Below are 24,803 nucleotides of genomic sequence, written 5' to 3'. Positions count from 1 at the left end.
ATGTGTGCTCTGGGTTGAGAAGTACCGGCCGAAGACGATAAAGGACGTGGTTGCGGATAAGAAAGTATTGGAGAAAGTCGTTACGTGGGCGAAGAACTGGGAAAAAGGTATAGTTCAAAAGCCCCTGCTTTTCGCCGGTCCTCCGGGAACCGGCAAGACATCCCTTGCGCTCGCCATAGCCAACACCTTCGGATGGGAAGTTGTGGAGCTTAACGCCAGCGATCAGAGGAACTGGAGGATAATCTATCATATAGTTGGAGAGGGAGCGTTCAGTGAGACGATAAGCGATGAAGGAGAGTTTCTCTCCATCAGACAGGGTAGGCTCAAACTGATCATACTCGATGAGGTTGACAACATTCACAAAAAGGAAGATGCTGGTGGAGAAGGAGCCCTTATCAGGCTGCTCAAGAAGAAACCGAGGCAGCCTATAATTCTCACTGCAAACGAACCCTACAATCTCTCTGCAGAGCTGAGAAACCTCTGTGAGATGATTACTTTCAGGCGTCTCGATGTCAGGAGAGTTGTAGCAGTTCTCGAAAGAATCTGCGCCCAAGAAGGAATCAGGGCGGACAGAAGGGCGCTCGAATCGATAGCGAGGAACGCTGGAGGAGATTTGAGAGCGGCGATAAACGACCTTCAGGCGATTGCAGAAGGGAAGACTGAGATAAGAGTTGAAGATGTCGTAACAGCAAAAAGAACCCAGGAGACTGACGTTTTCAAGGTAATGCAGAAGATCTTCAAAACCACGAGTTCGGCAGTTTACAGCGAGGCGATGCTCCTGGACGAATCGCCCGACGATTTCATAAACTGGATAGATGAAAATCTCCCACTTGAGTACAGCGGAGAAGACCTCCTGAAGGGATACCTCGTCCTTTCGAGAGCCGACATATTCCTCGGAAGGGTCAGAAGGAGGCAGTTCTACAGGCTGTGGAAGTACGCCACGTACCTCATGACTGCTGGTGTGCAGCAGGTGAAGAAGGAGGCAAGAAGGGGCTTCACCCGCTATCGAAGACCGGCAATATGGCAGATGCTTGCTGCGAGCAGGCAGAGAAGAGAGAAAATGAAGACAATCCTCGCAAAGATTGGTCGCTATTCCCACCTTTCGAAGAAGAAAGCTTCGACGGAAATGTATTTCACCATCAAATTCCTGCTGTCAAAGACCGAAATCCCGATTGCTGCAAGTGTTGCTGCTTTTTACGATTTCAGTGAAGACGACATCAAGTTCATTACTGGTGACGAGGAGAGAGCAAAGGAGATTATGAAGTATGTAAAAGAGCACAGGCTCCACAGAGTTGAGGACGAGAGCTTCCTCACAGCGTTTGAAATGCTCGAGAGAGAAGAAGAGCTTGCTACGGCAGCCGAAGCGGAAGAAGAAAAGCTTATCGAAGTTGTTAGCGAAGAAGGAGATGAGAGCGAGGAAGAGACAGAAGAAAAGGTGAAAAGAGAAAGAAGAGAAAAGCGAAGGAAGAAAAAGTCGAAGGGGAAGGAAGTCACCCTCGACTTCTTCTCTTAATTATCTCTGAGTTACAAAAACTTATGAAATTGCCACTTTTATGCATTCCTCGAGGCTTCCAAAAACTGCCTTTACCCCCCTGAGTTTTGGAATGTACTCCAGAGCTTTTCCTGAATTCACCATTACACACTCGAAGTTCTCCGTTGCTGGCGACACAACCATGCATGTATCGCAGAAGACCTTCGCTCCACTCCTTTCGATGCTCTCAACGATGCTCCTGCATTCCTCTGCAAGCTTTCTCGAAGTGAAGACCCAGAATTCCCTTTTCACCTTTTTACCTCTCAGTAATTCCACAATCCTCAAAAGCTCTTCCCTGGATAGATGAGGGCAGCCAATAGCAACCAGATCCGGCTCGCAGGTTTTTTCAACCTCTTTCACGTCGATTTCGAGCTTCTCCGACGGTCTTTCGAAGTCATCCCACTCGGGTGTCTGACCCTCAACATGGAAAATTGCCTTGTTCCCCGTTGCAGCCATCGCCGCCCCCATGAGCTTCAGCTCGTCGTTGCTGAACTTTCTATCTGCGACTATGAGGGGGATTTCGTCGTGCTTCAACAGCTTTCCAATTTCGTAGCCTATGAGGGATGCGTTATCCCCCCCCACTTTCACGAGAACGTTTGGTGCTCTGTTCCCCTTTACGTGCATGCCGTAGCGGGGAGTTTTTCCTGTTATTCCCGCAGCTATCGCACTTATCCCGCTCTCCCTGTTCGTTCTTGCCCCCAGAACAGAGTTTGCGTAAATAACGGCGTTGCTTTCCGCCCACGCAAGGTGGTCACCTTTAGATACATCAGAGAAGTAGTAGGGTGTGCACGTCAGGCTCATTTCTGCCCCTATTCTTTCGAGGGCCTTTAAAATCCGCATCTGCTTTCTGTAGAAGCCCTCATCGATTCCCATTTCCTTCCATCTAATTACATCCATGCCCGCGGGGTTTACAGTGGTGGGAACAGCAACCCTTGCGTTCAGACCTTCGAGCCACTCAAGGCCCGCATCACCTATATTCTGGTAAGATATACCTGACACGTGGGCCGATTTGATATCCACAAGGCGGTCAGCTCCGTATATTTCGCCGAGGGCTACGAGAATCTCCATTGATTTCGCAACCGTTGGGTTATCGCTTTCGAGCAGTTTCTCCTCTTCCCTGCTGAGGTACAATCAGACCACCTTTCAGACCGCCTTCTCAGACAACTCTCTCGAAGTCCTCACGCCTCGAGAGCTCCTTGGTTGCGTCGATACCCCACTTTGCCGTCAGGCCCTTATTCGACGATGGGTCGAGACTGCTACCCCTCGCGTTCGGAACTATTACGAGGTCTCTGTCTGCCTGGAAGCGCGTCGCTATTGCGTATTCAACATCCTCGCTGCTGTAGATGTCTATGTCATCGTCTACTACTACAACATGTTTCAGGCTGTGATGGGCTGCAAAGGCTGCAAGGATTGCGTTCTTCCCGTCTCCCTCACTGTGTTTTTCGATTTGAACCACGGCATGGAAGTAGTGCATTCCTCCGGGGCTCATGGCAACGTTCTTTACCCTGCACACCTTCGCAACGGCTCTGTATATCTCCGGCTCGTACGGAATGCCCATGAGTACCTGATGCTCGCTGCTCGCCGGAGTTATGGAGTAGTAAATTGGGTCGTCCTTCGCGTAGATTGCGTCGATTTCGATGACAGGCTCCTTCCTTACGAGGTCGTAGGTTCCGGTTATGTCCACAAACGGCCCTTCGTCCGCAAGCTCTTTGGTTATCCTTCCCACGAGGACTATCTCAGCGCTGGGGACGAGCATATCCTCGATTATGTTCAGGTCGAGACCGTTCATGAGCGAGGCAGCATAACCAAACTCCTTACCTTCCGGCACCCTCGTGGCTGAGGCGAAGAGGAAGAGGGGGTGCACGCCTATTGCTATGGCAACGGGCAAGTCCTCGCCCCTTTCAACGGCCTTTTTCCAGAGCAGATACGTGTGTCTCGGCTTAACGAGTCTCGCAACGAGTCTCTTTTCATCGAGGAGCATCAGGCGGTGAATGCACGCGTTGTACGAGTTTGTGTCCTCTACATCCCCCCACCTCGCTATGACAACTCCAGCAGTAACGTACCTACCGCCGTCGCGGGGGAAGTACCTGAGAATTGGAAGATCGAGAAGATTCCAGTTCTTTCTGCTGAGTTCTGCCTTTCCAATTCGTATTGGGCCATCGTAACCAGATTTTGCGAGGTAGGGGGCAAGCTCCTCCTTTTTTATGCCGAGGTAGCTGCAAAGCCTTTCTCTCGTTGAGATGAAGTTCATGGCAACCCTCTTTCCCTCAACGTTGAGAATGAGCGGAGTTTTCTCATATCCATGCTCTTTTACAAAGTTCGCAACCTCGTCGTGCTTGAGCTCTTCATCATGGACAACGACATCTGGAGGGATTGCATCTCTCAAGCTCATACTGTTCCGTTTTCCGGTCAATATTTAACGTTATGCCGATTGCGGGCCTGATGCTGATAACGTCAGGCAAGACCAGTAACAGTTATCTACCCCTGAACAATCGGAGGGCTATGAAAAGGCTCATTCTCATCCCTGACGGCATGGCTGACTGGAAAAGTGAAAAGCTCAATGGAAAAACCCCCCTTGAATATGCTGATACTCCAAACATGGATTATATCGCGGACGAGGGAGCATGTGGCTTAGCCAAGACCGTTCCCGACGGTTTTGAGCCGGGAAGCGACATAGCAAACCTCACGATTCTCGGGGTTGACGTTGCGAAGTACTACACGGGCAGGGGGCCGATCGAGGCCCTTGCGAGGGGTGTAGAGGCAAAGATGGCATTTCGGTGTAACCTCGTTTACGTTGAAAACGGCGTAATGGTGGATTACAGCGGGAGAAGGATAGGCGACGATGAAGCAAGGAAGGTAATAGAGGTGCTGAACAAGGAGCTCGCAACTGACTGGCTTCACTTTCACGCCGGGCGGGGATACAGACACATCCTCGCTTTTGACAGAGAGTTTGAACCTGTTAAAACAACACCTCCTCACGACATAACGGGAAAGGAAATTTCTTCCTACCTGCCCCGGGATGGAGAGCTCGCAGAATTGCTCAGAAACCTCATGGAGAAATCGACAGAGATCATGCAGAGTGTAACGGAGAAGGCAAACATGATATGGCCCTGGAGTGGTGGAAAAATACCCTCTTTCCCGGACTTCGAAAAAACGAGGGGTGTTAGAGGGGTAATGATCTCGGAAGTGGATTTACTTCAGGGGATAGGCAGGGGCCTCGGATTTGAAGTGGTTGAGGTTGAAGGGGCAACAGGCTACGTTGACACCAACTACAAGGGCCTCGCAAAGGCAGCACTGAGGGCCCTGAAAAGAAGAGACTTCGTGGTTCTGCACACCGAAGGAATCGATGAAATAAGTCACGAGGGCGACCTGGATGGTAAAATCGAGGCAATCGAAATTTACGACGAAAAAATAGTTGGCTACCTGCTCGACAGGCTCGACCTCGAAGAAGTGAAAATACTGCTGCTACCCGACCACCCTACGCCGGTTAAAGTGAGAACGCATGTTGCTGAGCCTGTACCATTTGCCATCCACGGCGTTAAGAGGGATGACGTGAAGAATTTCTCGGAAAGAGCATGTAAAAAGGGCAGATTTGGCCTGATTGATGGGTTAAAGCTTATGGACGTCTTTTTTGATTCCCGTTAGATTTTATCTTCCCTGCATACTCAATGCTGTCTTCAACCATCATCCACTAAACAAAAAAATTATATCTGACAGACCTCAGGAGCATAATATGATACTTGTTGGCCTCGACGGAAGCAACGCGAGCTTCGCTGCCCTCGATTTTGCAATAGAGGAAGCAAAGATAAGAAACACAAAGGTTGTTGCAATACATTCCCTTTTTGGCGGGGACAGAACAAAGTCCGAAGACGTTATCAGAGGTGAAGAGATTCTTGAAGAAGCGAGAAAGCGGGCTGAGGAGGCGGGAGTTGAAATAGAAACCCACCTCCTCGTCAGGGGCAACGAGCCGGGATACGACATAGTTAGTTACGCGGAGGAAATCGACGCATCACTCATCGTCGTGGGTGTGAGAAGGAGAAGTGCCGTGGGAAAGCTTATCCTTGGAAGTGTTGCTCAGTACGTTATTCTGAATGCGAAGCGGCCGGTTGTTGCCGTCAAGTAGTTGTTCAGTCTGGTTTATGCATGTATCCCCTGAACTCGATTTCCTCGCCATCGATCCTGACACCTTTTTCTTCCACGACCCTTCCGATAACAAATCCGTGAGTGCATTCATTTGAGGTGTAAACAAGCTCGTAATCTCCTCCAGAGTACAGAAAGAGCTCAAGGGCTTTTTCTTCACCAACGTAGGGAGTCAGGTGGTCAAGTGGAAGCAGATCACTCCTGATTTCAATTCCTACCCTGCTCTTCTCTGCAATGAGATGTAGCGATATTGCGAGGCTGTCGCTTATGTCTGTCATTGCACCCGCATGCTTTGCTACCTCCATCCCCTCCCTTACCCTTGGTTCCGGCGTAAAGAGGCTTTCGGGATACGCTATCTTCTCTCTACTCATGCCGGAGAATAGCTGTTCCAAGCTAAGCTGGGCCTTTCCGAGGGGGCCGGTAAGGCAGACGAATTCGCCAGGCTTAGCACCGCTCTGAGTAACGAATCTATCGGCAACCCCAACTGCAAAGCCTGCAATGCTGAGCTCATCACCAAAGTCTATGTCTCCTCCTACAACCGCCACGCCGTACCTCTCTGCGAGCTTTTTCATCCCTTTCATCATATCTTCGAACTCGTTAATCCACTTCCGGCTTAGTGTTACAGTGTGGATAAAGTAAAGGGGTTTTGCACCCATGGCTGCAAGATCACTCAGGTTCACAGCAAGGCTGAGGTGGCCTATCTCTTCAGCCTTTATGCCTTCGGGAAAGTCAGTCTTCTCGTGCAGGACGTCTGCAGTGAGCACGATGTTTTTTCCGTTTATCTCTACAACCGCGCAGTCGTCTTCTCCCGGGCCTACGATGACGTCTTGCCTGTCTGTGGAGAAGATTCTCGATGCTATTCGTATCAGCTCGAACTCGTTCATAGGATCACCTCATAGCTGCATATTACCTTGTACGTGACGTAGAGGCTCGTGTAGTGCCTGTTTCCTATGGATGCCTGCCTGGCATTGCACCTTTCGAGGACTTCGAGAGTTGAAGGATCAAAATCACCGTGTGGGAACGCACCTATGCATACGGTTCTGGCATCAGGCCTGAAAGCCTCACCACCCTCCCTCATCAGAACAGTAGGCTGGAGGATAATGCTTTCAAGGCTTGAATCCAGGATTTCCAGCAGTCTAACGCCGTCAGCCTCTATAACCCTCTTCCTGAAAAGGTCTTCCATAAGACCCACGAACCTGTTGTAGTTCCTCGGAATCCTTGTCTCACCACTTACTCTTATTATCTCCCCTCCGATGGTGTGGATGAAGATTTCGAGCTGGCCTGCCTGATTCAGCTCCGAATCGAGGGCAGCGAGCAGACATGCGTGGACTATGTCCGGCCTTCCCCTCTTTTCCCTGTTTGGCAGGTTCTTCATCGCCGCATGATGCTTCGAGTCGTCGAGTATAATCTCAGTGGGCTTTTTCTTCCTCCTCCTGGCGTCGCTAACCACTGCAGGATGTCTCGCTATGGATGCGGGAACCCTTTCGAGGGAAGCTTCGAGAAGCACGAGTCTGAGCATCCAGTGATAATGGCCGGAAAACCATATTAATGTATTTGTCCAAGTCGTGCCGTGGATGCTTTGCGCGGAGCTCTTGGCTTTTTCACGACACTACCCGTGGGGAGAGATATTGAAAGTTATGAGAGTCTCCGCAGAAAGCTCTTCGTAATACCCATTGCGGGCTTTATTGCCGGTATCATCGCCGGTGTTGCTGCATATGGTCTTGCGCTTGCCAGCCTCGGTTTCCTGTCTATCGTGGCTATCCTGCTGGTTGAGGGGATAAACCACATTGATGGCCTTGCAGATTTTGGTGACGCGCTCTTCGTCGATAGGTCGAGGAAGAAAGAGGTTTTGAAGGACACCCGCCTTGGAACTGGAGGGTGTCTCTCCATCTGTCTGTACATAGTAGCAGTCTCTTTTTCATCCGCATTACTTGAACCCATCCAGCTCTGTCTCACCTTGATAGTCCTTGAGGTTTCAGCAAAGCTCGCAATGCTGCTTTTACTTACCACATCGAAACCGCTATGGAGTGGTCTTGCCAGCAGCATTATGGAGTTCGCAAACGTGAGGCAGTTCATTTACGGCCTGATCATCGCTGTCATCCTTTTGATACCCATTCAGCTCACATTTCCAGCCCTTCAGCTCCTGGCCTTTTCCATTGCCCTTGCCCTTGCATTTAGAGCGTACGTGATGCGCGCATTCGGCGGCATTAACGGAGACATCGCTGGAGCGCTTAACTGCCTGACCATTGCTGCTGGCCTTTGCGTGGTGGTTGCATGCTCGCACTTGTAATGTGCGGTGGAAAGGGCTCACGCCTCGGCATGGGCGAGAAACCCCTCGTGAAGGTCTGTGGAAAGAGACTCATCGAGCACGTTCTCGATGCTCTATGGCCGTGCGAAGAGGTGCTTGGGGCAGTAACCGATTACACGCCCGAGACCGCAGCATTCCTGAGAAGAGAAGGAATAGAGGTCGTCAAAACGTCTGGAGCTGGATTTGTTGAGGACATGTGCGAGGCAATCACCAGCCTGTCCATTGCCGAGCCTGTTCTTGTTGTTGCGGCAGACCTCTTCTTTCTGAAGGACGTGATTCCCGAAGTGATCAACGCGTACTATACGGTTTCAACACGGGCTCTCGCCACAGCCTATCCCGATGGAGAATATGCTGGCATTAATGTTGTAGACGGAATGTTTTTAGGGGATGAGCAGGAAGAAGTAATTTACAGAGTTGGAAGGAATGAAGTGCTGAACATCAACACACCCGACGATTTGATAAGGGCTGAGGAATTATGGAAGGCGTGGAAGACAAGCTTTACGATGAGAAAAGAAGGAGAATGGTGGAAAGACTGAAGGACGAGCTCAACCTGAGCGACAGGGTAGCCCAAGCTCTGCTTAAGGTTCCACGTCACCTCTTTGTACCTTACCAGTACCGCAGCGAATCTTATGTCGATACACCCCTTCCCATTGGAAGCGGGCAGACCATAAGCGCGCCACACATGGTGGCCATAATGTGCGAACTCCTCGATCTCAAGCCTGGAGAGAAGGTTTTAGAGGTTGGTGGTGGAAGCGGCTACCACGCTGCCGTGGTTGCGGAAATTGTTGGCAAAGAGGGAAAGGTTATTGCAATTGAGCGCTATCCGGAGCTTGCAGAAAGAGCGAAAAAACTGCTGGAGGAGTTAGGCTACGACAACATCGAAATAGTCGTTGGAGACGGAAGTAAAGGCTACGAGAAGGAGGCACCCTATGACAAGATATACGTGACCGCTGCAGCACCAGACATTCCTGAACCGTTGATAGAACAGCTAAAGCCTGGAGGTAGAATGCTAATCCCCGTAGGCGACTATGTACAGTACCTATACATAGTTGACAAAAAACCAGACGGGAGCATTGAAAAGAAGAGATGGGGTCCTGTTCGATTCGTGCCCTTGGTTGGAGAGTACGGTTTCAGACGTTAAACGCCAGTCAAATACTGGAACACGTCAGCAAGTTCTGATATAGTTTCAGGTGGCGGTGAGCCATCCTTATCCACTGGGTTCTCGCAGCATATCCATAAAGTTCGGTCATGTAAGCTACGGCATAATCGTAATTTTCCACAAGCCAGGCTATTTTTCTGGCGAGCTCTCCAGGCTCTCCGGGAGGAACTGTCAGGCGGGGGGCGAATTGATATAGCTCCACGAGCCTTGGAGTTCTGCTGCCAACTATTGGCTTCAGCCCTCCCATGGACAGATGAAGTATCCCGCTGACAGCGTAAGCTCCGTGCCTGTCCCTGTATGGCAGAACTATTGCATCGGCCAGCGCTACAACACGCAGTATTTCGTCACTGGAGAGGTACTTCTCCATAATTATGGTCTTGGCCGAAGTGCTTGCAGACACGAGGTCGTGCACCTTCGGGTCTTTGGACTCGCCGGCTATTAGAAGGGTGAACCTCATGTCTCTGAGCATTTCCAAGGCATCGAGCAGTACATCTATGCCCTTATCCCTTCGTAGAAAGCCGGGCACAGCAAGCACGACTCCACTGAACTCATCCTGCAAGCCGAGACTTTTTGCTAAATAGCTTCTCGTGTAGCAGAGGTATGGGTTGATGAGCGTTCCGTGCGGTATCCTGTGCAGTCTTGGGGCTTCGACTCCCTGTATCTGCAGCTCGAACTCCTGTAGAGGGCTGTGAACGATTACAGCATCTACACTGTTGAGAGAGGCCTGAAACTTCAGTGTATCCTTCCTTTCAGTGTATGGATGGTCTACAGTGTGCATGGTTACAACGGTCTTTTTTGCAAGTCCCTCCTCTTTCGCCTTCGAGAGAGCGTTGATTACTTCCCTGCCCATTCCATAGATACCGTACTCGTGCTGGAGGTGGAGAACATCAACGGAAACTTCCGACAGTGCGTTGAGCAGCATGGAGTAGTCAGATGCAAATCGGGGATAGCATGGTATAACATGAACACCAAGCTCATCCTGCCAAGCCTCATTGCCCGCTTCATCAGTCGAGAAGACGTACACTTCAAGCCGGGGATTGAGGGAGCGAAGGGCCGATACTACCATCTTCGTGTATTCCGCTACGCCGCAATGCACGGGAGGGTACCTTGAAACGAGGCCCACCTTCTTGATTGAATGTTCCAAAGGAGCACACCTCCAGAAAATAATAGAATTTCTTGCTCTTAAGTTTATGCCTCTGGCTAAACAAGATCTTGAAGAGTGATGAATCGTGGCTGCAGTGACTTACAGCTTTCGGTATATCTTTGGCTCAGCTACGAAATTTATAGATATATACAGCCAACTTCAATTATTTTAAAAGAGGAAGATTTCCCGTTATTTTATCGATGCGCCTTTCTTCGTCCGGGCCGATAACCACCGCAGTAACGGTTCCGGGTGGAACTTCAGTAAGACCAGCATCTCTAACAACAGCCGTCGGAAGGCCAGATTTTGCAGCCTTCTCTTTTATCTCCATGAGCTTCTGAATATTTTCAACCCTCAGAACTATCTTTTTCTGGCCCTCTCTTTTCCACTCCTCAACAGCCCTCCTGTCTGCAAGCTCGTAGCCGAGTATGGCTGCGTGCGCAACCTGAACGGCGAGCTTACCCCTTGACAGATTCAGGTCGTCTCTTACGACGATGACCTGCTTGTACCCCATAGTTCAGCTTTCCTCACCGAACCCATAGGCTTTGAGCTCTTCGAGACTTACAGGCTTCGATTTTTCCTCAATCCACTTCTTGCCCTCTTCTATAGCTTCCTTGCTGTCAAAGTCCTTGATGTATACCTTATCGCCCTCAACCTTCTCCACCCTATCGAGAGAAACGGCGAAAAAGTCCGTGCCAACCTTGATGATTAATCTATCTTTGTAAACGTCTATACTCTCTCCGAACTCCTTGCCGTCCTTATACACGTATTTGCAGATTAAGTCCTGCATGGCTCCACCTCTCTGGCTCTTAAATGCCTATGCAAAGGCCAATATAAGTTTTTTCGAAGTTGCTTTACGAGATTGTTTTGGGGGGTGGCATAAGGGTCTACAGCTTGGTCTTTTAAATCTATACTTGAGTCTGGACAATCTTACAACAGGCCCTCAACTCTTCAGGAGCAAGATACCGGTGTGTTATGATGCACCACACGAGAGAAAAATCTTAAATTGCGAGGGTTAAGGAGTAGTCGTAACACAAATTCAAAGGGCCCGTGGCTTAGCATGGATAAAGCACCGGCCTTCTAAGCCGGGGATCGCGGGTTCAAATCCCGCCGGGTCCGCTTTTGTTTTTATTCAGTTTTGCATTCGTTCAACAGGCCAGCATTAGAAATTTTGAAGATGGTTACTGAGACAAAAACTTCAGGCCTTATCAACGAGTCTAACGCTAACCTCGACGACATCTCCGACCTTCAGCTCAAGTTCATAGTACTCGTCGTAGCTCATGGTAAGCACAGCATCGTCGCTAACTGCACTCTCGATTGCCTTCATATACGCCATGCCCATCTGCTTGCTCAACTCCATAAACTTGAACGGGTCTCTGAGAGCCTCACTCACGTCAGCCGTTGCTATTGCATTGCTGCTTTCCACGCGCTTCATGTGCACAGCAACGCATTCCTCATCCTTCATCTCGATCTTCACAACTCTATACTTCATCTTTGCATCTCCTCCTTATTACGTCGAGAAGTCTGTCACTCTCCTTCTGGAGAGTCAGGGCAAGAACGAGTCCGTCCATAGATATACATCCATCCTTCCATTATTAACGCTTATAGGTGCTCCACAGGAAATCGACTTCATTGCACGGAGCATCATAATCATCCTTCTAATTCATAGTTTTTAAGAAGTTATATATTATGGCAGTACGTTAGCCCGTGCAGATATGTCAATCCCCCTGCAGTCTGTCCTCTCAAACCTACGGCCTGGTGTAAGCGTATTAGTAGAGTACAGCACAGTAACACCAGTGCCAGCGATCCTCAAGAAAATTACAGACTTCTTTTCAGAAAAAGAGATTTCGTTCATATTTCTAAGTGAAACCGCCGTAAAAAAGGCCAGAAACTTTGTAGAGAATTTCGAACGCATTCCAGAGTTCGTAAAAAGGGCAAACTACTACATCGTTGGCGGAGACTTCCCCTTTGGAAATGTTACGCTGATAGAGCCAGACGTGTGCAGAACGATACTCGATGCGAAAGGAGAAGTCGTCTTCTGCTTTGGTCTAAACTATCACCTTACTTTCGATGAGATTGAAACCACCAGACAACTTCTTTCCGCAATTTCCAGACTTAACGATAAAATCCTCGTCACATTTATACTCAGAGAACTTCTTAATTCGAGGACAGGGCTACTTATAAGGCAATCTCACGACCTCGTTATTCGCCTGACGAGCCAGCTCGACGGATACATGCTTGAAATAGTTGATTCAGTCATCCCAGGGGTTCCGTCGGTTTCAATTGATTTCATTGGAGGGAAACACAGGCATTCAAAACTTTAATCCAGAAACTCTCTCGATTTCTGCCTTCAGTCTTACCGCCCTTTCCTTGCTTCTCTCAACTATCCACCTGTTCTCCTGTATGCTGTCGAGTCTCTTCATAAACTCCTCGAAGCTACCCACCCTATCGCCAAAGATGAGGTTGTCGGCAAACGCGACGATTTTTTCTTCGAGGGTTTCAGGCATGAAATCTTTCGCTGGCAAACCGAGAGCTTTCGCCTCCTCTGCAGTTATTCCGGAAGAAAAGTGCCTTTCAGCAATTCTGATTATCTTTTCGTCCAGTCCTTCCTTCCTGAGTATTTCCCCGCTTATCACGAAGTGATCGAGTCCATGGCTGTAGGCTCTTCCTATATCGTGCAGCAGAGCGCCAAGTCTCACCGCTTCGATGTCAACGTCGTAGCCCCTTACCCTCGCAGCCTCCGCTATCCTGACCGCAAGTTCCGCAACAGCCCTGCAGTGCATCCTAACGTTCTCAGGCAGATTGTACTTATCCCAGAGTCTCCCAACGACCTCAGGAAGCTCTAAGCGAGGTTTCAGAAGAAGCACCCCCAGTAGGTGGAATGTATTCTCTTTACCTCCTGAATTGTCGCTCTAACTGTTTCGATTGCACTCTCCTTTTTTCTCCACTTCAGCTCATCGGCATAGCTTTCCGGTTCCCTGATGCACGAGATGTCCATCTCTGCCATGGCTGCTATTATTGCCAAGTTCGTATAGGGCAAAGCCTTCTCGACGCTGTAACCTCCTTCAAGGACTGCAAAAAGTCGCCCATCGCAGAGCTTCTCCGCAAGTCTCCTCGCCCTCACCATAAGCTCCGCGTAGCCTCTTGCGGTTAAAGCGAGGCTCGTCAGCGGGTCGGTGAAGTGGTTGTCCTGTCCTGCAGATACAGCTATGAAATCCGGCTCGAAGTCGATGGCAACAGGTTCGATTATCTCATCGAAGACCGTAAGGTAGCACTCGTCACCTGCACCGGGCGGCAAGGGGACGTTTATTGTGTAGCCCTCCCCTTCACCCTTTCCATATTCATGAGGGTAGCCCGTGCCCGGATACAGTGGCATCTGGTGAAGAGATATGAAAAGAACCGAAGAGTCTTCGTAAAATATCTCCTGCGTCCCGTCACCGTGGTGCGCATCCCAGTCGAGAATGAGTATTTTCTTAAAGCCGTTGCGCTGCAGCCATTTCGTCGCTATCGCAATATTGTTGAGGTAGCAGAATCCTGCGCCCGTGTACGGTCTCGCGTGATGTCCGGGAGGCCTGACCATGGCGAATGCGTTGTCCACCTCGCCTTCTGCCACTGCCTTTGCAGCCCTTATCGCACCGCCGGCTGCAAGCAGAGCCACATCTATTAGGCCAACTGGAATGCTCGTGTCCCAGTCAATTACACCGCCCTTTCTGCTTTCCCTCTTGAGAAACTCGAAGTATTCGGGTGTGTGAACGGCAAGAACATCGCTTTCTGAAGCTTTAAAAGGTTCGAGAAGAACGATTTCCCGGTTTTCGAAAATTCCTTCCTCCATAAGCTGGTCGAGTGTGTACGCAAGGCGCTCTTTCCTCTCCGGATGCGTCGGCGTCTGCTCGTGCTCGAGGTATTTTGGATGGAAGACAATTCCAGTTACCATTGCTCAACTATCGCCTTAACGCTATTAATCTTTAACCGTAGGGCGAGGAGTTCTGAATCCAAGTTTTCGTAGAATCTCTTCAAAATCTTTCTCGGCATATGTGAGCTTGTACTTTCCGAGAACCTCTTTTATATCGTCAAAATCCACTCCAAGTCTCTTCGCTACATAAACGGCGAACTGAGTCACGTTCGACGGCTTGCTTGTTTCATGGGCTCTTTCGAAGTCTATGAAGTAAGGCTTGCCGTTCCTTACGATGATATGTCTGTCGGGTCTGTGCATCTCCTCCTTCTGAATTCCAAGCCTGTCGAGAGTATAGCATATTTCGAAGCACCTCTCCACTATTTTCCTGCCCTCTTCGCTTCCCATATCGATGTCTCTGATATACTGGCCTTCTATGAACTCCATTTCAATTTCGAGGTTGCGATCATCGTAACCGTAAAGTCTGGGGACAAAACCGTAGGGCTGAAGCTTTTCGAGGAAATAAACCTCTTTCCTGAAATTAACCTCAAGTCCGGGTTTAAACCTCTTGATAGCTCTATCTCCAACTCTAAAAACCGTGGAGTGTCTTCCCCGATACGCCCCACCGTCCATTCCTCAATACTCCCTCGTCACGAGGTAATCGGCAAGCTCAATTAGCAGGGACTTCGCCTTCGAATCGGGAAGTACATCCAGCTCCCTCTTCCCTCTTTCCACGTACTCCTGTGCCTTCTGCCTCGCGTAGTCAAGAGCTCCGCACTCTTTAAGCTTCTCTACGGCCTCTTCTATCTCTTCCACGCTCGCACTGCCTCTGCCGAAGATTTCAATCTCAACGCCAAGCTCCATCGCCTTTATCATGATGAGTGTCTTCTTTCCCTCGACGATGTCGCTTCCCCAGTCCTTCCCAATCTTGTCCTTCCCCGTTATATCCAGAACGTCGTCGTGTATCTGGAATCCAATGCCGCTGTATATTCCGAAGTTCCAGAGAGCTTTAGCGTAGCTGTCCATTCCGAACAGAACTGCGGGCATGGCGCATGCGCTGGCTATAAGCACAGCAGTCTTCTTCCTTACCATTTCGAGGTACTCACTCTCGCTTATCTTTTCCCTTTTTTCGAAGCTCATGTCGAGGTACTGCCCCTCACAAATTTCTATGCAGACGTCTGCGAGCATTCTGCTCGCCTTAACGAGGTTTTCCGCCTCGACGTTGCAGGAAGAGAGTATCTTGAATGCTTCAGCAAACAAAGTGTCGCCAGCAAGAATTGCCGTAGGCTCGTCGTAGGCAACATGAACTGTAGGAACTCCTCTTCTTAATTCATCTCTGTCCATAATGTCATCGTGAATGAGAGTGAAGTTGTGTATAGTCTCAATAGCCACTGCAGCAGGAATAACACTTTCAACATCTCCTCCAACAGCCTCGGCAGAGATTAGGCACATAACCGGCCTTAATCTCTTCCCTCCAGCGTTTATGAGGTGCCTCGCTGCATTGTACAGGCCTTCCGGTTCTTTAACAGGCAAGTACTCTGATATAGCCCTGTTTATGATTTCAGACCTTTTGAGTACCTCTTCTTTTATGGACATCTTAACTCCTCCCCTGCCTCTTCAGGCAGAACTCTCTGGTATTAATACCTCTCAGCTCAAGCCATTCTTTAAACTTACCAAACACACAGAGCTCCGCCTTTCTGAGTTCCTCAATTTTTTGGCATCCGGTCAGGAACATCGCAACCTTCAGGCCGTGGAGGAAGTACTCGAGTTCGAGCTTAACTTCTTCGGCCGACTGCGTGGCTGGGCGGAGGAACGGCAGAGCAGCACTTGCAGCAAAGGCCCCTATTGCAATGGCCTTGGCCGCATCAAGACCACTCCTTATTCCCCCAGTCGCAATTGTCGGCAGCACATCACCACATTCTACGACGCTGAATGCAGTCGGAATCCCCCAGTCCCAGAAGTCGAGGCCCACGTTCTTTGCTATGATATCGCTGGTTCTGTAAACCTCCACTCCGCTCCAGCTCGTACCGCCCTTTCCTCCAACATCTATTGCCTCAACGCCTACCTCCTTAAGCTTCAACGCAACGCTTCTCGATATGCCCGCTCCGGTCTCCTTCACAATAACGGGCACCTTTACAGCTTCACAGACTTCCTTTATCGCCTCAATACAGCCCTTCGCATCAACGTCTCCTTCCGGCTGAATTACTTCCTGAAGGAAGTTAAGGTGAATTGCAACTGCATCGGCATCAATCATCTCAACAGCCTTTTCGACGAATTCTATACTCTGCTTAACCTGTGCCACACCCACATTCGCGTAGATAAAGGCATTGGGAGCAGCATCCCTAACAACCGTAAAGCTGTCCGCAAGCTTCTCGTCTTCGATGGCAGCTCTCTGGCTGCCAACACCCATACCGAGGCCGAGTTCTTCAACTGCAATTGCAAGGTTTCTGTTGATTTCCTTTGTGTCTGGATGTCCACCCGTCATGGAGGCTATGATGAAAGGAGCCGAGAGTTTTTTCCCAAACATCTCGACGCTTGTATCTATTTCCTCGAAATCGACCTCAGGAAGGGCGTTGTGTACGAGCATGATATCTTCGAATCCTGTGTAGCTCGATTCAACTTCCTCTTCGAGACATATCCTTATGTGGTCGAGCTTTCTGTTTGACGTGTTCATTTCACTCACAACCTATTTACAGCCTGATTTTGGTGCCTACGTGCTCTCCAGCAAGAAACTTCGCAACGTTTCCAGGCTCAAGGCCGCTAAATATAAAGACTTCTGATGCCCTCGCGACTTCGAGGATAGCGATGACCTTGCCCCTCATACCTCCCGTAACGTCCGATTTGCTCGTTTCGCTGTTAAGTTCGGCCAGAACAGAATCGACGTTGGCTGCAGTAACCTCCTCAACGATTTTACCCCCAGCGACTATGGCTGTATCGCTCGCAAAACCAATCTTTTCGGCTTTGAACACTCTTGCAAGTTCAACAGCGATTTTATCTCCCGAAAGAACCTCGTAGCCATCGTGTGAGCGAACCATGTCGCCGTGGATGACGGGAATGAAACCATCATTAACGAGGTCTGCAATGAATCCGGCATCGAATTCAAGAGAATCTGTTAGCCTGAAGGACGAGAAGGGATGAATTGGAGCCGGATTCAGGCCGGATTCTGCCAGAGCTTTGCATACGATGCAGCAGAGCCTCTCACACGCCAGGTGTGTTTCTGCAACACCTCTTACATTTCTCCTGTCCTGCTTTAAATTGTACTTCTCCACATAGGGATGGCCAAATGAGCCAACTCCATGGATGAGAATGAGTTTTTCCGGGTTTGTGGCTATTTCCTTTGCTATTTTCTCGATGACATCTTCCTTAGCTCTATCGAAGACGCCCCGCGATTTATCGGTGATCAGTGCTCCGCCAATCTTCAGAATTCTCAGGCCATCAATCTTCAACCCTCGCTCCCTCCCTTTCAGGCTCGACAATTATGCCGCTAAATAGCTTAGCAGCACGCTGAAGAGCTTCATCGCTACCAACTCCGACAACGCTACCTCCTCCTCCCGCTCCGGTTATCTTGGCAGCGATCCCGAGTCCTTCGAGCTCTTCTACAATTTCGTCAATTCGCTTTGTGCTGACACCAATCGCTTTAAGCATGCACTGGTTTACGGCCATCAAGCGGCTGATTTCTCCTTCTCCCGCGAAGGCTTTGAGTGAAATTGTATCAATAACGTCGAATATCCTCTCGACGACGTCTCCAAGCTCATCTCTCAGTCTTGCAACTTTTGCAACCATCTCAGAGGTTATCGACTCCTCTCCGCTGTTTACAATGAGCATCCTGAACTCTCCCAGATCAAGGGGCTTTCTTTCAGGAATGAGCCACGCGCCTCCATACGTGGAGACGAAGGGGTCTGTTCCGCTCCCCCTGCCCTGTACATCCAGCTCAACTTTTCTCGCGAGCTCAAACAGCTCCTCGTCGCTCAATCCAGCATCGAATTCAGCATCGAGGGCCTTGAGAACAGCAACTGTAACTGCTGCAGAGCTTCCAAGGCCAGAAGCGATTGGAATCTCACTTTCAATTTTTATTTTAACTCCATCTATAGGCTTTACTTCCATGAACCTCTTTATCGCATAGCTAACATAGGGATGCTTCTCAAAATCGAGGGATGTTGTGGCGATTGGTGACTCTATTCTGAAGGTACTGCTTTTTAATGCCTCAGCATAGCATCTTAGATTGATTGCAGTCACGACAGCGTGTCTGCCGTAGACCACCGCGTGCTCGCCAAAGAGGATTACTTTTCCCGGAGCCGAAGCTTTCATTTGCCCCGCATTGCCGGTAGAAAACTTAAGCTTATCGCCTGAAGGCGATTGCAGCATATCCAACAACGCTGCTCTTATCCGCAACGTCTCCGCTCGTTGAGTAGTCCACGAGGCTCGCGTAGCAGTTGTGGTGCTTTGCGTAGATCATTACAACGCCTATTGCCCCATACCCGCAGACACTCGCCTGCATGTCGTATATCGTCTGGTAGTATCTCGCGACATCCATCGAGAGAATGGCATCGATAACCTTCGCATCCGCCTCTCTGCAGGTTCTGTCAGGCAGATAGTGGTGCATGTCGCTCGAAGCTATGACTACTATCTTTCTGCCCGTCCTCTCCTCAGCGGTCAGGATCTCGTGGGCTACTTCTCTTGCAGTCTCCTCATCCTGCATGCCGAGGCATATGGGTACTATCTTGAAGTCCTTGTGAACATACTGGAGGAACGGTAGCTGTACCTCTATGGAGTGCTCATAGCGATGAGCTATCTCGTCCATGTCAACGATGACCTTTGGCATCGCCTCAATGAACTCAACGTCTGGCTCAATTTCGCCAAGAGGAGTAAGCCAGGTGTCTGTTGAAACGGCAACCATAGAGCCGTAGCCCGTGTGATTTGGGCCGAGAATGACGTACGTTTCGGCTTTGGGTATGAGAGAATAGATCTTGCCCGCGGTTCTGCCCGAATACATGTAACCCGCATGTGGAGCCACGCACGCAGCTATCGTAGGATCGGGACTCGGGCGGACGAATTCTGCAAGCATCGCGAGCAGGGAGTCCGGATTTGACGGGTAGAACGAGCCCGCTACAACCGGATGTCTCATGGCATATTATTGTCCGGTTTCTACTTAAGCTTTGCCTGCTGCTGTGCTGTCGCCACTATTCAGCCGCAGCTTTTGAACCAGAGAAATCCATAACATCACAACTTTTTTATTTTCCGCAGCAATCGTGGGTTTAATGAAGCGGATAACGGTCATTCCGGGCGACGGAATCGGCAAAGAAGTAATGCAGGCCGCGATGCTCGTTCTGGAAGAGCTCAACCTTCCGTTTGAGTACGTATGGATGGAGGCAGGAGATGAAGCATACGAGAAGTACGGAAAAGCATTGCCGGATGAAACTCTTGAAGAGTGTAAAAAGAGTGATGCTGTCCTTTTCGGCGCTGCAGGCGAAACTGCAGCAGATGTTATCGTCAGGCTCAGGTTTGAGCTCGAAACTTTTGCCAACATAAGGCCCGCAAAGTCCTACAGGGGCGTGAAGTGCCTTTACGATGGTGTGGACATAGTCATTGTAAGGGAGAACACCGAGTGCCTTTACAAGGGGCTTGAGTTCGAAGTTGCGGAAGGTGTTACGGAAGGTATAAGGGTGATAACTCGAAAGGGCAGCGAGCGCATTGCCCGCTTCGCCTTCGAGCTTGCGAGGAGAGAGGGCAGAAAAAAGGTGACTGCATTACATAAAGCAAACGTCATGAAGAAGACGTGCGGACTGTTCAGAGACGTCTGCAGAGAAGTTGCCAGAGATTACAGCGACATCGAATTCAACGATTACTACATAGATGCAGCCTGCATGTACCTTGTAATGGACCCGCATCGATTTGACGTCATCGTAACGACGAACATGTTCGGCGACATCGTCAGCGACCTCGCTGCCGGCCTCGTAGGCGGACTCGGCATGGCTCCGTCTGCCAACATTGGAGAAAGGCATGCGATATTCGAGCCAGTCCATGGCTCGGCTCCGGACATAGCGGGTAAAGGCATTGCAAATCCTTCGGCGATGATTCTGACTGCAGTTATGATGCTTAGACACTTCGGCTATCTCGACGAGGCTGCGAGAGTGGAGAAGGCTCTCGAGGAGGTCATAGTCGAAGGGAGGACCACTCCAGACCTCGGTGGAAACCTAAAAACCATGGAGATGGCCCAGGAAGTCGTTAATAAGCTGAAGGAATAAAAAACAAAGTTCAGGCCAAAAAATCAGGTGAGGCAGGAGTATCCCTGCCAAACAAATTTAAGCGACACGTACAGGAACACAAACCCGAAAATAGCCTTAATGACCCACGGAGGTACAGCTTTTGTTAGCCTTGCTCCTATCTGCGCACCTGCTGCCGTTCCCACTCCAAGACACACCGCTGCTACGATGTCAACGAACCCCTGATAGAGCTTGAAAGCCCCGCTCACCACAGCCATACTGATGAACGATGCGAGGGAAGTCCCAACGGCTATTTTAATGGGCGAGCCAAGCAGATAGATGAAGGAGGGAACTAGTGCGTAACCACCTCCAAGTCCGACGATTCCTGTTATCACCCCTATGCAGAAACCTATAACACCTTTCGCTGCTGCTGAGCCGGGAACTTCCTTTCCATCCATTGCCCCCATCTTCCTCCTGAAAAGTCCCTCGTATATCATCCTGATCGATACGTAGAGGAAAGCGAAGCCGAGCACAAAGTTCAGAAGCCATAACCGGTTTGCTATGTAGAAGAACATGATTGAGCCCACTGCAGCACCAGCAGCCCCAGTTGTGGCCACAACCCTTGCCGTTGAAAAATCAACGTTTCTCATCTTGATATGCCCAATCGCTCCAGAGGATGCTGTTATTATCACCGCCGTTATCGTCGTGCCTATTGCAAACGGAAGTGGGTAATCAAAGAGAAACGTGAGTGCAGGAAGCATTATTACGCATCCGCCTATTCCAAGCAGTCCACCAAGTATTCCGGCCATCAGACCTGTTATGAACAATAATATTTCGATCACTCCGTCACCTCCACTGTTCCAATGGTTCCTGTTTACTTTCTAATTTTATTAAATTTTTTTGGTTTAAAAATTAAACTACAAAAAAAGACATTCCAGAGCTTTCTTTAAAGCCGAACAAAGTAAGTATGAATTTTTGAAATTATTATTTATAAAAATAACTATTTACTTAAGCTTCGACAACCTGTGGTTCTTCTTTTTTCCTCTCCTTCTTGAACTTAAAAATGTCCTTTACAATTACAATGTCACCCACGGACTTTACGAGTCTGTAGGGGATTATTATTCCGGGTGCACGAGAGTCTATGAGGCTCCTGTTGAAGTCACCGAGGGCGAGCCCCCTTATCTGCCTCCTCTCGAGGTCGATCACCACATCGTCAACCCTGCCTACGTACCTGCCCTCGTCAGTGTACACCCGAAGCCCGAAAAGCGTTGAGATTTCACTAATCATCACACTCACCAATTTTTGTTTAAGGAGACAATATATTAACTTTTTTGCCCGTACACTTTTATACTCCATACTCTAAGTTGAAGTTATGGAGTTATCCTTCAGCATTGGTAAAATTGCTGGAATAGAGGTCAGAGTGCACGTAACTCTCTTCATCATACTCCCAATATTCAGCTATCTTCTCTACTACAACCCATATCCCTACGGGTTTCAAGATGTCAGCCCAGAGTCGCTGAGAATTGCCCTGTCCATTGCCGCCTCGATTTCCCTATTTGTTGCAGTCCTTATTCACGAACTATCTCACTCAATTCTGAGCATGAAGAGTGGTATTAAAGTTAAAGGGATCATCCTCTTCATTTTCGGCGGAGTTTCGATGCTCGAAGAAATGCCGAAGGAGCCGAATAAGGAGATTTCCATCGCCGCTGTTGGCCCTCTATCGAGTCTCGCCCTTGCAGCCCTTAGCTACGGAGTAGCCTATATCGGAGTTATCCCGACATTCTTTACTGTATTCGGAAACTTCAATCTGATTCTCGCAATCTTTAATCTTATACCGGCATTCCCCCTTGATGGCGGTAGAATCCTTAGAGGCCTTATCGCTAAAAGGACGAGCTTTTTAAGGGCAACCCAGATTGCTGCCGAAACTGGCAAGGCATTCGCAATAGCCATGGGCGTTCTTGGCCTCTTTACGAGTCCCTGGCTTATCCTTATAGCTCTGTTCATATACATGGGGGCGAGCGAGGAGGAGAAGGTTGCTTTGATTGAAAACGTCCTGAAAAAGATAAAAATCGCGGACATAATGACTCCCAATCCTATATGTGTCACACCTGATATGAAGGCCAGCGAGGTTCTCGAGATGATGCTGAAGTACAAGCATCTCGGCTATCCGGTCGTCGAAGATGGCAAACTCGTAGGGATAGTTACTCTCAACGATGTGGCGAAGGCAAAGGACGCTTTGGTCAGAGACGTGATGACGAGGGAAGTCGTGACTATTGGCCCCTTCGACTCCGCTTTTAAGGCCTTCAGATTGATAAATGAGTACCGTGTTGGAAGACTGCCGGTCGTCGAAGATGGCAAACTCGTAGGGATAGTTTCAAGAACCGACCTCGTGAGAACACTGGAGATAGTAGGGGCGATCGGCAGTGAGTGAAGGGCCAAAAGTCTGCAGACCAGAGTCAGAGGGTATGAGCGAGGAGAGAGTGGATAGTCAAGAGGAAAGGGAAAAGAGGATAATCATAGTCGGTACAGCACACGTCTCTCCAAAGAGCATAAAGGATGTTGAAGAAACAATCGAGAGGGAAAAACCGCAGGCCGTAGCTGTCGAGCTGTGCATGCGCAGATACCTTGCCCTGAAGGGCGAGAAGCAGGACATCCCTGTTGTTGACATCATAAAGAGGGGCGAGGCACACCTTCTCCTTTTCCAGCTTCTCCTCAGCTACTTCCAGCGTAAGATTGGCGAAGAATACGGAGTAAAGCCAGGCGACGAGATGCTTGCAGCAATTAAAAAGGCTGAAGAGGTCGGTGCGGATGTCCTTCTCATAGACAGAGATATCGCCATCACCTTCAGGCGGTTCTGGAACTCCCTTTCCTTCGTTGAAAAGCTTAAAATCGTTTACAACCTCCTGAAGGGCTTATTTAGCAAGGACGACGTTGATGTGGACGAAATGCTAAAGGAGGATGTTCTCGAAGTGATGGTGAAGGAGTTCAGAGACATAGCCCCCTCCGCAGCGAAAACACTCATAGATGAGAGAGACGCGTTTATGGCCGCAAATCTGATAGCAGCACTCAAAAAGTACGACAAAATTGTCGCTGTCGTCGGAGCAGGTCATAAAAAGGGACTTGAGAGGTTTATATCCAATCCTGCATCCATCCCACCCATCGAGAAACTTCTCGAAGTCAAGAAGGGCATCAACGTTATGAATATCTTGGGGTACACAATTGTTGCCTTTGTAATCATGCTGTTCATCGCGGTCATCGCTACCCTCAACACCGGCATAATTCTCAAAGCCTTCGCGTACTGGTTCCTCATAAACGGCATCCTTTCAGCCATAGGTGCAGCAATAGCCGGAGCACATCCGCTTTCGATACTCACAGCCTTCTGCGTTGCGTGGCTCACATCCCTTAATCCGGCAATTGCGGCCGGATGGGTTTCGGGACTCGTGGAGGCGTGGAAGAGAAGCCCAACATCCAGAGACATTGAGGAACTCTCGAAAGCTGAAAGTCTTTCCCAGCTCGTGCGAAACAGAGTTTTCAGAATTCTGCTCGTCGCAGCCCTCACAAACGTTGGCAGCATAGCCGGAACAATCATTGGAGCATGGTATGTTATGCAGGTTACTGGTATTGACATCGTCGAAATTCTGAGGGAAAACTTCACCCACCTCCTGCAAATTCTTTAACGCCAGCAGGTGAGGATACATGAGAGTCTACGGAGTCAACAGCGTCGTCGAAGCCCTAAAAGCCAAGAAGGCAAACAAAGTTTACTTAGCTACCGGGAACAGACGGGATAGGCTGGAGCGGATGGCAAGAAGGGCAGGCGTGCCGATAGTTTATGTCCCAAAGGAAAAACTGCCTCCCGACTCACAGGGCGTGGCAGCGGACATTTCACCCATCAGATACCATGATGTTGATTACCTCATAGAATTGTGCCTTCGTAAAAACTCCTTTCTTCTGTTTCTCGATGGTGTTGAAGATCCCAGAAATCTGGGAGCTGCGATCCGTACTGCCGAGTTTTTCGGATGTGCCGGGGTGGTTATTCCAAAAAGGAGAGCTGTACAGGTAAATGAGACCGTAGTCAAGGTATCTGCCGGTGCAGCGCTACACGTCAGCATAGCGAGGGACAACATCACAAATGCGCTAAAAAAGGCGAAAAAGTTCGGAATAAAGGTTATAGGGGCCGAACTTGATGGAGAAAACATAGAAAATGCCGACCTCACTCCCCCTGCCGCTCTCGTTATTGGTGGAGAGGACAGAGGGATATCCCAGCCTGTCAGAAAGCTCTGCGATTTCCTCGTAAAGATACCTGGGAGAGGCAAAGTCGGAAGCCTCAACCTCTCGGTAGCGGCTGGGATACTCATGTACGAATTTTCAAAGAGTTTATAGATATCATTCACAGAAATTTATTGTCTTCATGCATTCAATCAGGTTAAAC

At 49.4% G+C, this 24,803-nt stretch carries 29 protein-coding genes and 1 tRNA gene; 12 read left to right on the top strand and 18 right to left on the bottom strand.

All coding sequences use genetic code 11. From position 1 onward, the window contains the following. Positions 1-4 precede the first annotated feature (4 nt). Positions 5-1,513, top strand: a complete 1,509-nt coding sequence (locus ARCVE_RS03070) for a replication factor C large subunit (protein ID WP_013683315.1) — start codon at positions 5-7, stop codon at positions 1,511-1,513. A 21-nt stretch (positions 1,514-1,534) separates the two neighbouring features. On the opposite strand, the gene ARCVE_RS03065 is transcribed toward ARCVE_RS03070, so the two are convergent. Continuing rightward, on the bottom strand, positions 1,535-2,662 hold the full coding sequence (locus ARCVE_RS03065) for an aconitase X catalytic domain-containing protein (protein ID WP_013683314.1): 1,128 nt from the start codon (positions 2,660-2,662) through the stop codon (positions 1,535-1,537). 25 nt (positions 2,663-2,687) lie between these two features. Next, positions 2,688-3,923, bottom strand: a complete 1,236-nt coding sequence (locus ARCVE_RS03060; RefSeq protein WP_013683313.1) for a UbiD family decarboxylase — start codon at positions 3,921-3,923, stop codon at positions 2,688-2,690. 110 nt (positions 3,924-4,033) lie between these two features. Here ARCVE_RS03060 and ARCVE_RS03055 point away from each other — a divergent pair, with 110 nt between their 5' ends. After that, the gene (locus tag ARCVE_RS03055; protein ID WP_048085540.1) at positions 4,034-5,176 is read left to right on the top strand and encodes a cofactor-independent phosphoglycerate mutase; all 1,143 of its coding nucleotides are present in this window, start codon (positions 4,034-4,036) and stop codon (positions 5,174-5,176) included. 88 nt (positions 5,177-5,264) lie between these two features. After that, positions 5,265-5,654, top strand: a complete 390-nt coding sequence (locus tag ARCVE_RS03050; RefSeq protein ID WP_013683311.1) for a universal stress protein — start codon at positions 5,265-5,267, stop codon at positions 5,652-5,654. A 4-nt stretch (positions 5,655-5,658) separates the two neighbouring features. On the opposite strand, the gene thiL is transcribed toward ARCVE_RS03050, so the two are convergent. Both thiL and ARCVE_RS03040 read right to left on the bottom strand, forming a co-directional pair. Next, positions 5,659-6,555: a thiamine-phosphate kinase gene (thiL, locus tag ARCVE_RS03045; protein ID WP_013683310.1), complete on the bottom strand. Its 897-nt coding sequence runs from the start codon at positions 6,553-6,555 to the stop codon at positions 5,659-5,661. After that, positions 6,552-7,190, bottom strand: coding sequence for a 16S rRNA methyltransferase (locus ARCVE_RS03040; protein WP_013683309.1), 639 nt, complete (start codon positions 7,188-7,190; stop codon positions 6,552-6,554). The genes thiL and ARCVE_RS03040 overlap by 4 nt, the downstream gene beginning before the upstream one ends. A 51-nt stretch (positions 7,191-7,241) precedes the next feature. Here ARCVE_RS03040 and cobS point away from each other — a divergent pair, with 51 nt between their 5' ends. The 3 genes from cobS to ARCVE_RS03025 are packed head-to-tail and all read left to right on the top strand — an operon-like array spanning position 7,242 to position 9,120. Then, positions 7,242-7,961 (top strand): adenosylcobinamide-GDP ribazoletransferase, encoded by a 720-nt coding sequence (gene cobS / locus ARCVE_RS03035; protein WP_013683308.1) that lies wholly within the window; start codon positions 7,242-7,244, stop codon positions 7,959-7,961. Beyond that, the gene (locus ARCVE_RS10750) at positions 7,946-8,515 is read left to right on the top strand and encodes an NTP transferase domain-containing protein (RefSeq protein ID WP_013683307.1); all 570 of its coding nucleotides are present in this window, start codon (positions 7,946-7,948) and stop codon (positions 8,513-8,515) included. The genes cobS and ARCVE_RS10750 overlap by 16 nt, the downstream gene beginning before the upstream one ends. Further along, on the top strand, positions 8,455-9,120 hold the full coding sequence (locus tag ARCVE_RS03025) for a protein-L-isoaspartate O-methyltransferase (protein WP_013683306.1): 666 nt from the start codon (positions 8,455-8,457) through the stop codon (positions 9,118-9,120). The genes ARCVE_RS10750 and ARCVE_RS03025 overlap by 61 nt, the downstream gene beginning before the upstream one ends. A gap of 7 nt (positions 9,121-9,127) precedes the next feature. On the opposite strand, the gene ARCVE_RS03020 is transcribed toward ARCVE_RS03025, so the two are convergent. The 3 genes from ARCVE_RS03020 to ARCVE_RS03010 form a co-directional block, all read right to left on the bottom strand. Beyond that, on the bottom strand, positions 9,128-10,282 hold the full coding sequence (locus tag ARCVE_RS03020; protein ID WP_013683305.1) for a glycosyltransferase: 1,155 nt from the start codon (positions 10,280-10,282) through the stop codon (positions 9,128-9,130). Positions 10,283-10,445: 163 nt separating this feature from the next. Next, positions 10,446-10,793, bottom strand: a complete 348-nt coding sequence (pth2, locus tag ARCVE_RS03015; protein ID WP_013683304.1) for a peptidyl-tRNA hydrolase Pth2 — start codon at positions 10,791-10,793, stop codon at positions 10,446-10,448. Between the two features lie 3 nt (positions 10,794-10,796). Further along, positions 10,797-11,069 (bottom strand): DUF5749 family beta-barrel protein, encoded by a 273-nt coding sequence (locus ARCVE_RS03010; RefSeq protein WP_013683303.1) that lies wholly within the window; start codon positions 11,067-11,069, stop codon positions 10,797-10,799. A gap of 254 nt (positions 11,070-11,323) precedes the next feature. Here ARCVE_RS03010 and ARCVE_RS03000 point away from each other — a divergent pair. Further along, positions 11,324-11,398: transfer RNA gene (locus tag ARCVE_RS03000), tRNA-Arg, on the top strand. A 79-nt stretch (positions 11,399-11,477) separates the two neighbouring features. Here ARCVE_RS03000 and ARCVE_RS02995 read toward each other — a convergent pair. Continuing rightward, positions 11,478-11,771: a hypothetical protein gene (locus ARCVE_RS02995; protein ID WP_013683302.1), complete on the bottom strand. Its 294-nt coding sequence runs from the start codon at positions 11,769-11,771 to the stop codon at positions 11,478-11,480. 304 nt (positions 11,772-12,075) lie between these two features. Between ARCVE_RS02995 and ARCVE_RS02990 the strand changes: the two genes are divergently transcribed. After that, a complete protein-coding gene (locus ARCVE_RS02990) occupies positions 12,076-12,603 on the top strand; it encodes a hypothetical protein (protein WP_048085533.1) in 528 nt (175 codons plus the stop codon). Here the strand turns inward: ARCVE_RS02990 and ARCVE_RS02985 are convergent. The 8 genes from ARCVE_RS02985 to ARCVE_RS02950 are packed head-to-tail and all read right to left on the bottom strand — an operon-like array spanning position 12,592 to position 19,296. Further along, positions 12,592-13,146, bottom strand: a complete 555-nt coding sequence (locus tag ARCVE_RS02985; RefSeq protein ID WP_013683300.1) for a TIGR00295 family protein — start codon at positions 13,144-13,146, stop codon at positions 12,592-12,594. The two genes, ARCVE_RS02990 and ARCVE_RS02985, sit on opposite strands and share 12 nt — an antisense overlap. Then, complete coding sequence (locus ARCVE_RS02980; protein ID WP_013683299.1) at positions 13,134-14,213, bottom strand: histone deacetylase family protein; 1,080 nt, start codon at positions 14,211-14,213, stop codon at positions 13,134-13,136. The genes ARCVE_RS02985 and ARCVE_RS02980 overlap by 13 nt, the downstream gene beginning before the upstream one ends. A 24-nt stretch (positions 14,214-14,237) precedes the next feature. Continuing rightward, the gene (locus ARCVE_RS02975) at positions 14,238-14,804 is read right to left on the bottom strand and encodes a hypothetical protein (protein WP_013683298.1); all 567 of its coding nucleotides are present in this window, start codon (positions 14,802-14,804) and stop codon (positions 14,238-14,240) included. 3 nt (positions 14,805-14,807) lie between these two features. Further along, positions 14,808-15,767: a polyprenyl synthetase family protein gene (locus tag ARCVE_RS02970; RefSeq protein ID WP_013683297.1), complete on the bottom strand. Its 960-nt coding sequence runs from the start codon at positions 15,765-15,767 to the stop codon at positions 14,808-14,810. A gap of 1 nt (position 15,768) precedes the next feature. Beyond that, positions 15,769-16,845 (bottom strand): type 2 isopentenyl-diphosphate Delta-isomerase, encoded by a 1,077-nt coding sequence (gene fni, locus ARCVE_RS02965; RefSeq protein WP_013683296.1) that lies wholly within the window; start codon positions 16,843-16,845, stop codon positions 15,769-15,771. A 16-nt stretch (positions 16,846-16,861) separates the two neighbouring features. Further along, positions 16,862-17,617, bottom strand: a complete 756-nt coding sequence (locus ARCVE_RS02960; protein ID WP_013683295.1) for an isopentenyl phosphate kinase — start codon at positions 17,615-17,617, stop codon at positions 16,862-16,864. After that, positions 17,607-18,479 (bottom strand): mevalonate kinase, encoded by an 873-nt coding sequence (gene mvk / locus ARCVE_RS02955; RefSeq protein WP_013683294.1) that lies wholly within the window; start codon positions 18,477-18,479, stop codon positions 17,607-17,609. The genes ARCVE_RS02960 and mvk overlap by 11 nt, the downstream gene beginning before the upstream one ends. A 31-nt stretch (positions 18,480-18,510) precedes the next feature. Beyond that, a complete protein-coding gene (locus ARCVE_RS02950; RefSeq protein ID WP_013683293.1) occupies positions 18,511-19,296 on the bottom strand; it encodes an MEMO1 family protein in 786 nt (261 codons plus the stop codon). 133 nt (positions 19,297-19,429) lie between these two features. On the opposite strand from ARCVE_RS02950, the gene ARCVE_RS02945 reads away from it, so the two are divergent. Further along, positions 19,430-20,416, top strand: coding sequence for a 3-isopropylmalate dehydrogenase (locus ARCVE_RS02945; protein WP_013683292.1), 987 nt, complete (start codon positions 19,430-19,432; stop codon positions 20,414-20,416). 23 nt (positions 20,417-20,439) lie between these two features. Here ARCVE_RS02945 and ARCVE_RS02940 read toward each other — a convergent pair whose 3' ends face one another. After that, entirely contained in the window at positions 20,440-21,216 is a 777-nt protein-coding gene (locus tag ARCVE_RS02940; RefSeq protein ID WP_013683291.1) for a sulfite exporter TauE/SafE family protein, read from the bottom strand. 166 nt (positions 21,217-21,382) lie between these two features. Then, entirely contained in the window at positions 21,383-21,661 is a 279-nt protein-coding gene (locus tag ARCVE_RS02935) for a PRC-barrel domain-containing protein (RefSeq protein WP_013683290.1), read from the bottom strand. 85 nt (positions 21,662-21,746) lie between these two features. Here ARCVE_RS02935 and ARCVE_RS02930 point away from each other — a divergent pair, with 85 nt between their 5' ends. From ARCVE_RS02930 to rlmB, 3 genes are read left to right on the top strand one after another with little or no spacing between them, the layout of a single operon-like run. Continuing rightward, positions 21,747-22,805, top strand: a complete 1,059-nt coding sequence (locus ARCVE_RS02930) for a CBS domain-containing protein (RefSeq protein WP_013683289.1) — start codon at positions 21,747-21,749, stop codon at positions 22,803-22,805. Then, positions 22,798-24,051 carry a TraB/GumN family protein gene (locus ARCVE_RS02925; protein WP_232215824.1) on the top strand — a complete coding sequence of 418 codons (1,254 nt, stop codon included), beginning with the start codon at positions 22,798-22,800 and terminating at the stop codon, positions 24,049-24,051. The genes ARCVE_RS02930 and ARCVE_RS02925 overlap by 8 nt, the downstream gene beginning before the upstream one ends. Before the next feature lie 19 nt (positions 24,052-24,070). Beyond that, a complete protein-coding gene (rlmB, locus tag ARCVE_RS02920) occupies positions 24,071-24,754 on the top strand; it encodes a 23S rRNA (guanosine(2251)-2'-O)-methyltransferase RlmB (RefSeq protein ID WP_013683287.1) in 684 nt (227 codons plus the stop codon). Positions 24,755-24,803: the final 49 nt, after the last annotated feature.

The organism is Archaeoglobus veneficus SNP6, assembly GCF_000194625.1.
GTDB lineage: Archaea > Halobacteriota > Archaeoglobi > Archaeoglobales > Archaeoglobaceae > Archaeoglobus_C > Archaeoglobus_C veneficus.
Note: the sequence above shows the minus strand (reverse complement) of the source record. Positions and strands in the feature narration are given on the sequence as shown.

Coding starts and splice junctions, on each gene's coding strand:
- ARCVE_RS03060 (WP_013683313.1), bottom strand. CDS start 3,923: ATGAGCTTGAGAGATGCAATCCCTCCAGATGTCGTTGTCCATGATGAA.
- ARCVE_RS03055 (WP_048085540.1), top strand. CDS start 4,034: ATGAAAAGGCTCATTCTCATCCCTGACGGCATGGCTGACTGGAAAAGT.
- ARCVE_RS03050 (WP_013683311.1), top strand. CDS start 5,265: ATGATACTTGTTGGCCTCGACGGAAGCAACGCGAGCTTCGCTGCCCTC.
- thiL (WP_013683310.1), bottom strand. CDS start 6,555: ATGAACGAGTTCGAGCTGATACGAATAGCATCGAGAATCTTCTCCACA.
- ARCVE_RS03040 (WP_013683309.1), bottom strand. CDS start 7,190: ATGCTCAGACTCGTGCTTCTCGAAGCTTCCCTCGAAAGGGTTCCCGCA.
- ARCVE_RS10750 (WP_013683307.1), top strand. CDS start 7,946: ATGCTCGCACTTGTAATGTGCGGTGGAAAGGGCTCACGCCTCGGCATG.
- ARCVE_RS03025 (WP_013683306.1), top strand. CDS start 8,455: ATGGAAGGCGTGGAAGACAAGCTTTACGATGAGAAAAGAAGGAGAATG.
- pth2 (WP_013683304.1), bottom strand. CDS start 10,793: ATGGGGTACAAGCAGGTCATCGTCGTAAGAGACGACCTGAATCTGTCA.
- ARCVE_RS03010 (WP_013683303.1), bottom strand. CDS start 11,069: ATGCAGGACTTAATCTGCAAATACGTGTATAAGGACGGCAAGGAGTTC.
- ARCVE_RS02995 (WP_013683302.1), bottom strand. CDS start 11,771: ATGAAGTATAGAGTTGTGAAGATCGAGATGAAGGATGAGGAATGCGTT.
- ARCVE_RS02980 (WP_013683299.1), bottom strand. CDS start 14,213: ATGGTAACTGGAATTGTCTTCCATCCAAAATACCTCGAGCACGAGCAG.
- ARCVE_RS02975 (WP_013683298.1), bottom strand. CDS start 14,804: ATGGACGGTGGGGCGTATCGGGGAAGACACTCCACGGTTTTTAGAGTT.
- ARCVE_RS02970 (WP_013683297.1), bottom strand. CDS start 15,767: ATGTCCATAAAAGAAGAGGTACTCAAAAGGTCTGAAATCATAAACAGG.
- fni (WP_013683296.1), bottom strand. CDS start 16,845: ATGAACACGTCAAACAGAAAGCTCGACCACATAAGGATATGTCTCGAA.
- mvk (WP_013683294.1), bottom strand. CDS start 18,479: ATGAAAGCTTCGGCTCCGGGAAAAGTAATCCTCTTTGGCGAGCACGCG.
- ARCVE_RS02950 (WP_013683293.1), bottom strand. CDS start 19,296: ATGAGACATCCGGTTGTAGCGGGCTCGTTCTACCCGTCAAATCCGGAC.
- ARCVE_RS02945 (WP_013683292.1), top strand. CDS start 19,430: ATGAAGCGGATAACGGTCATTCCGGGCGACGGAATCGGCAAAGAAGTA.
- ARCVE_RS02935 (WP_013683290.1), bottom strand. CDS start 21,661: ATGATTAGTGAAATCTCAACGCTTTTCGGGCTTCGGGTGTACACTGAC.
- ARCVE_RS02930 (WP_013683289.1), top strand. CDS start 21,747: ATGGAGTTATCCTTCAGCATTGGTAAAATTGCTGGAATAGAGGTCAGA.
- rlmB (WP_013683287.1), top strand. CDS start 24,071: ATGAGAGTCTACGGAGTCAACAGCGTCGTCGAAGCCCTAAAAGCCAAG.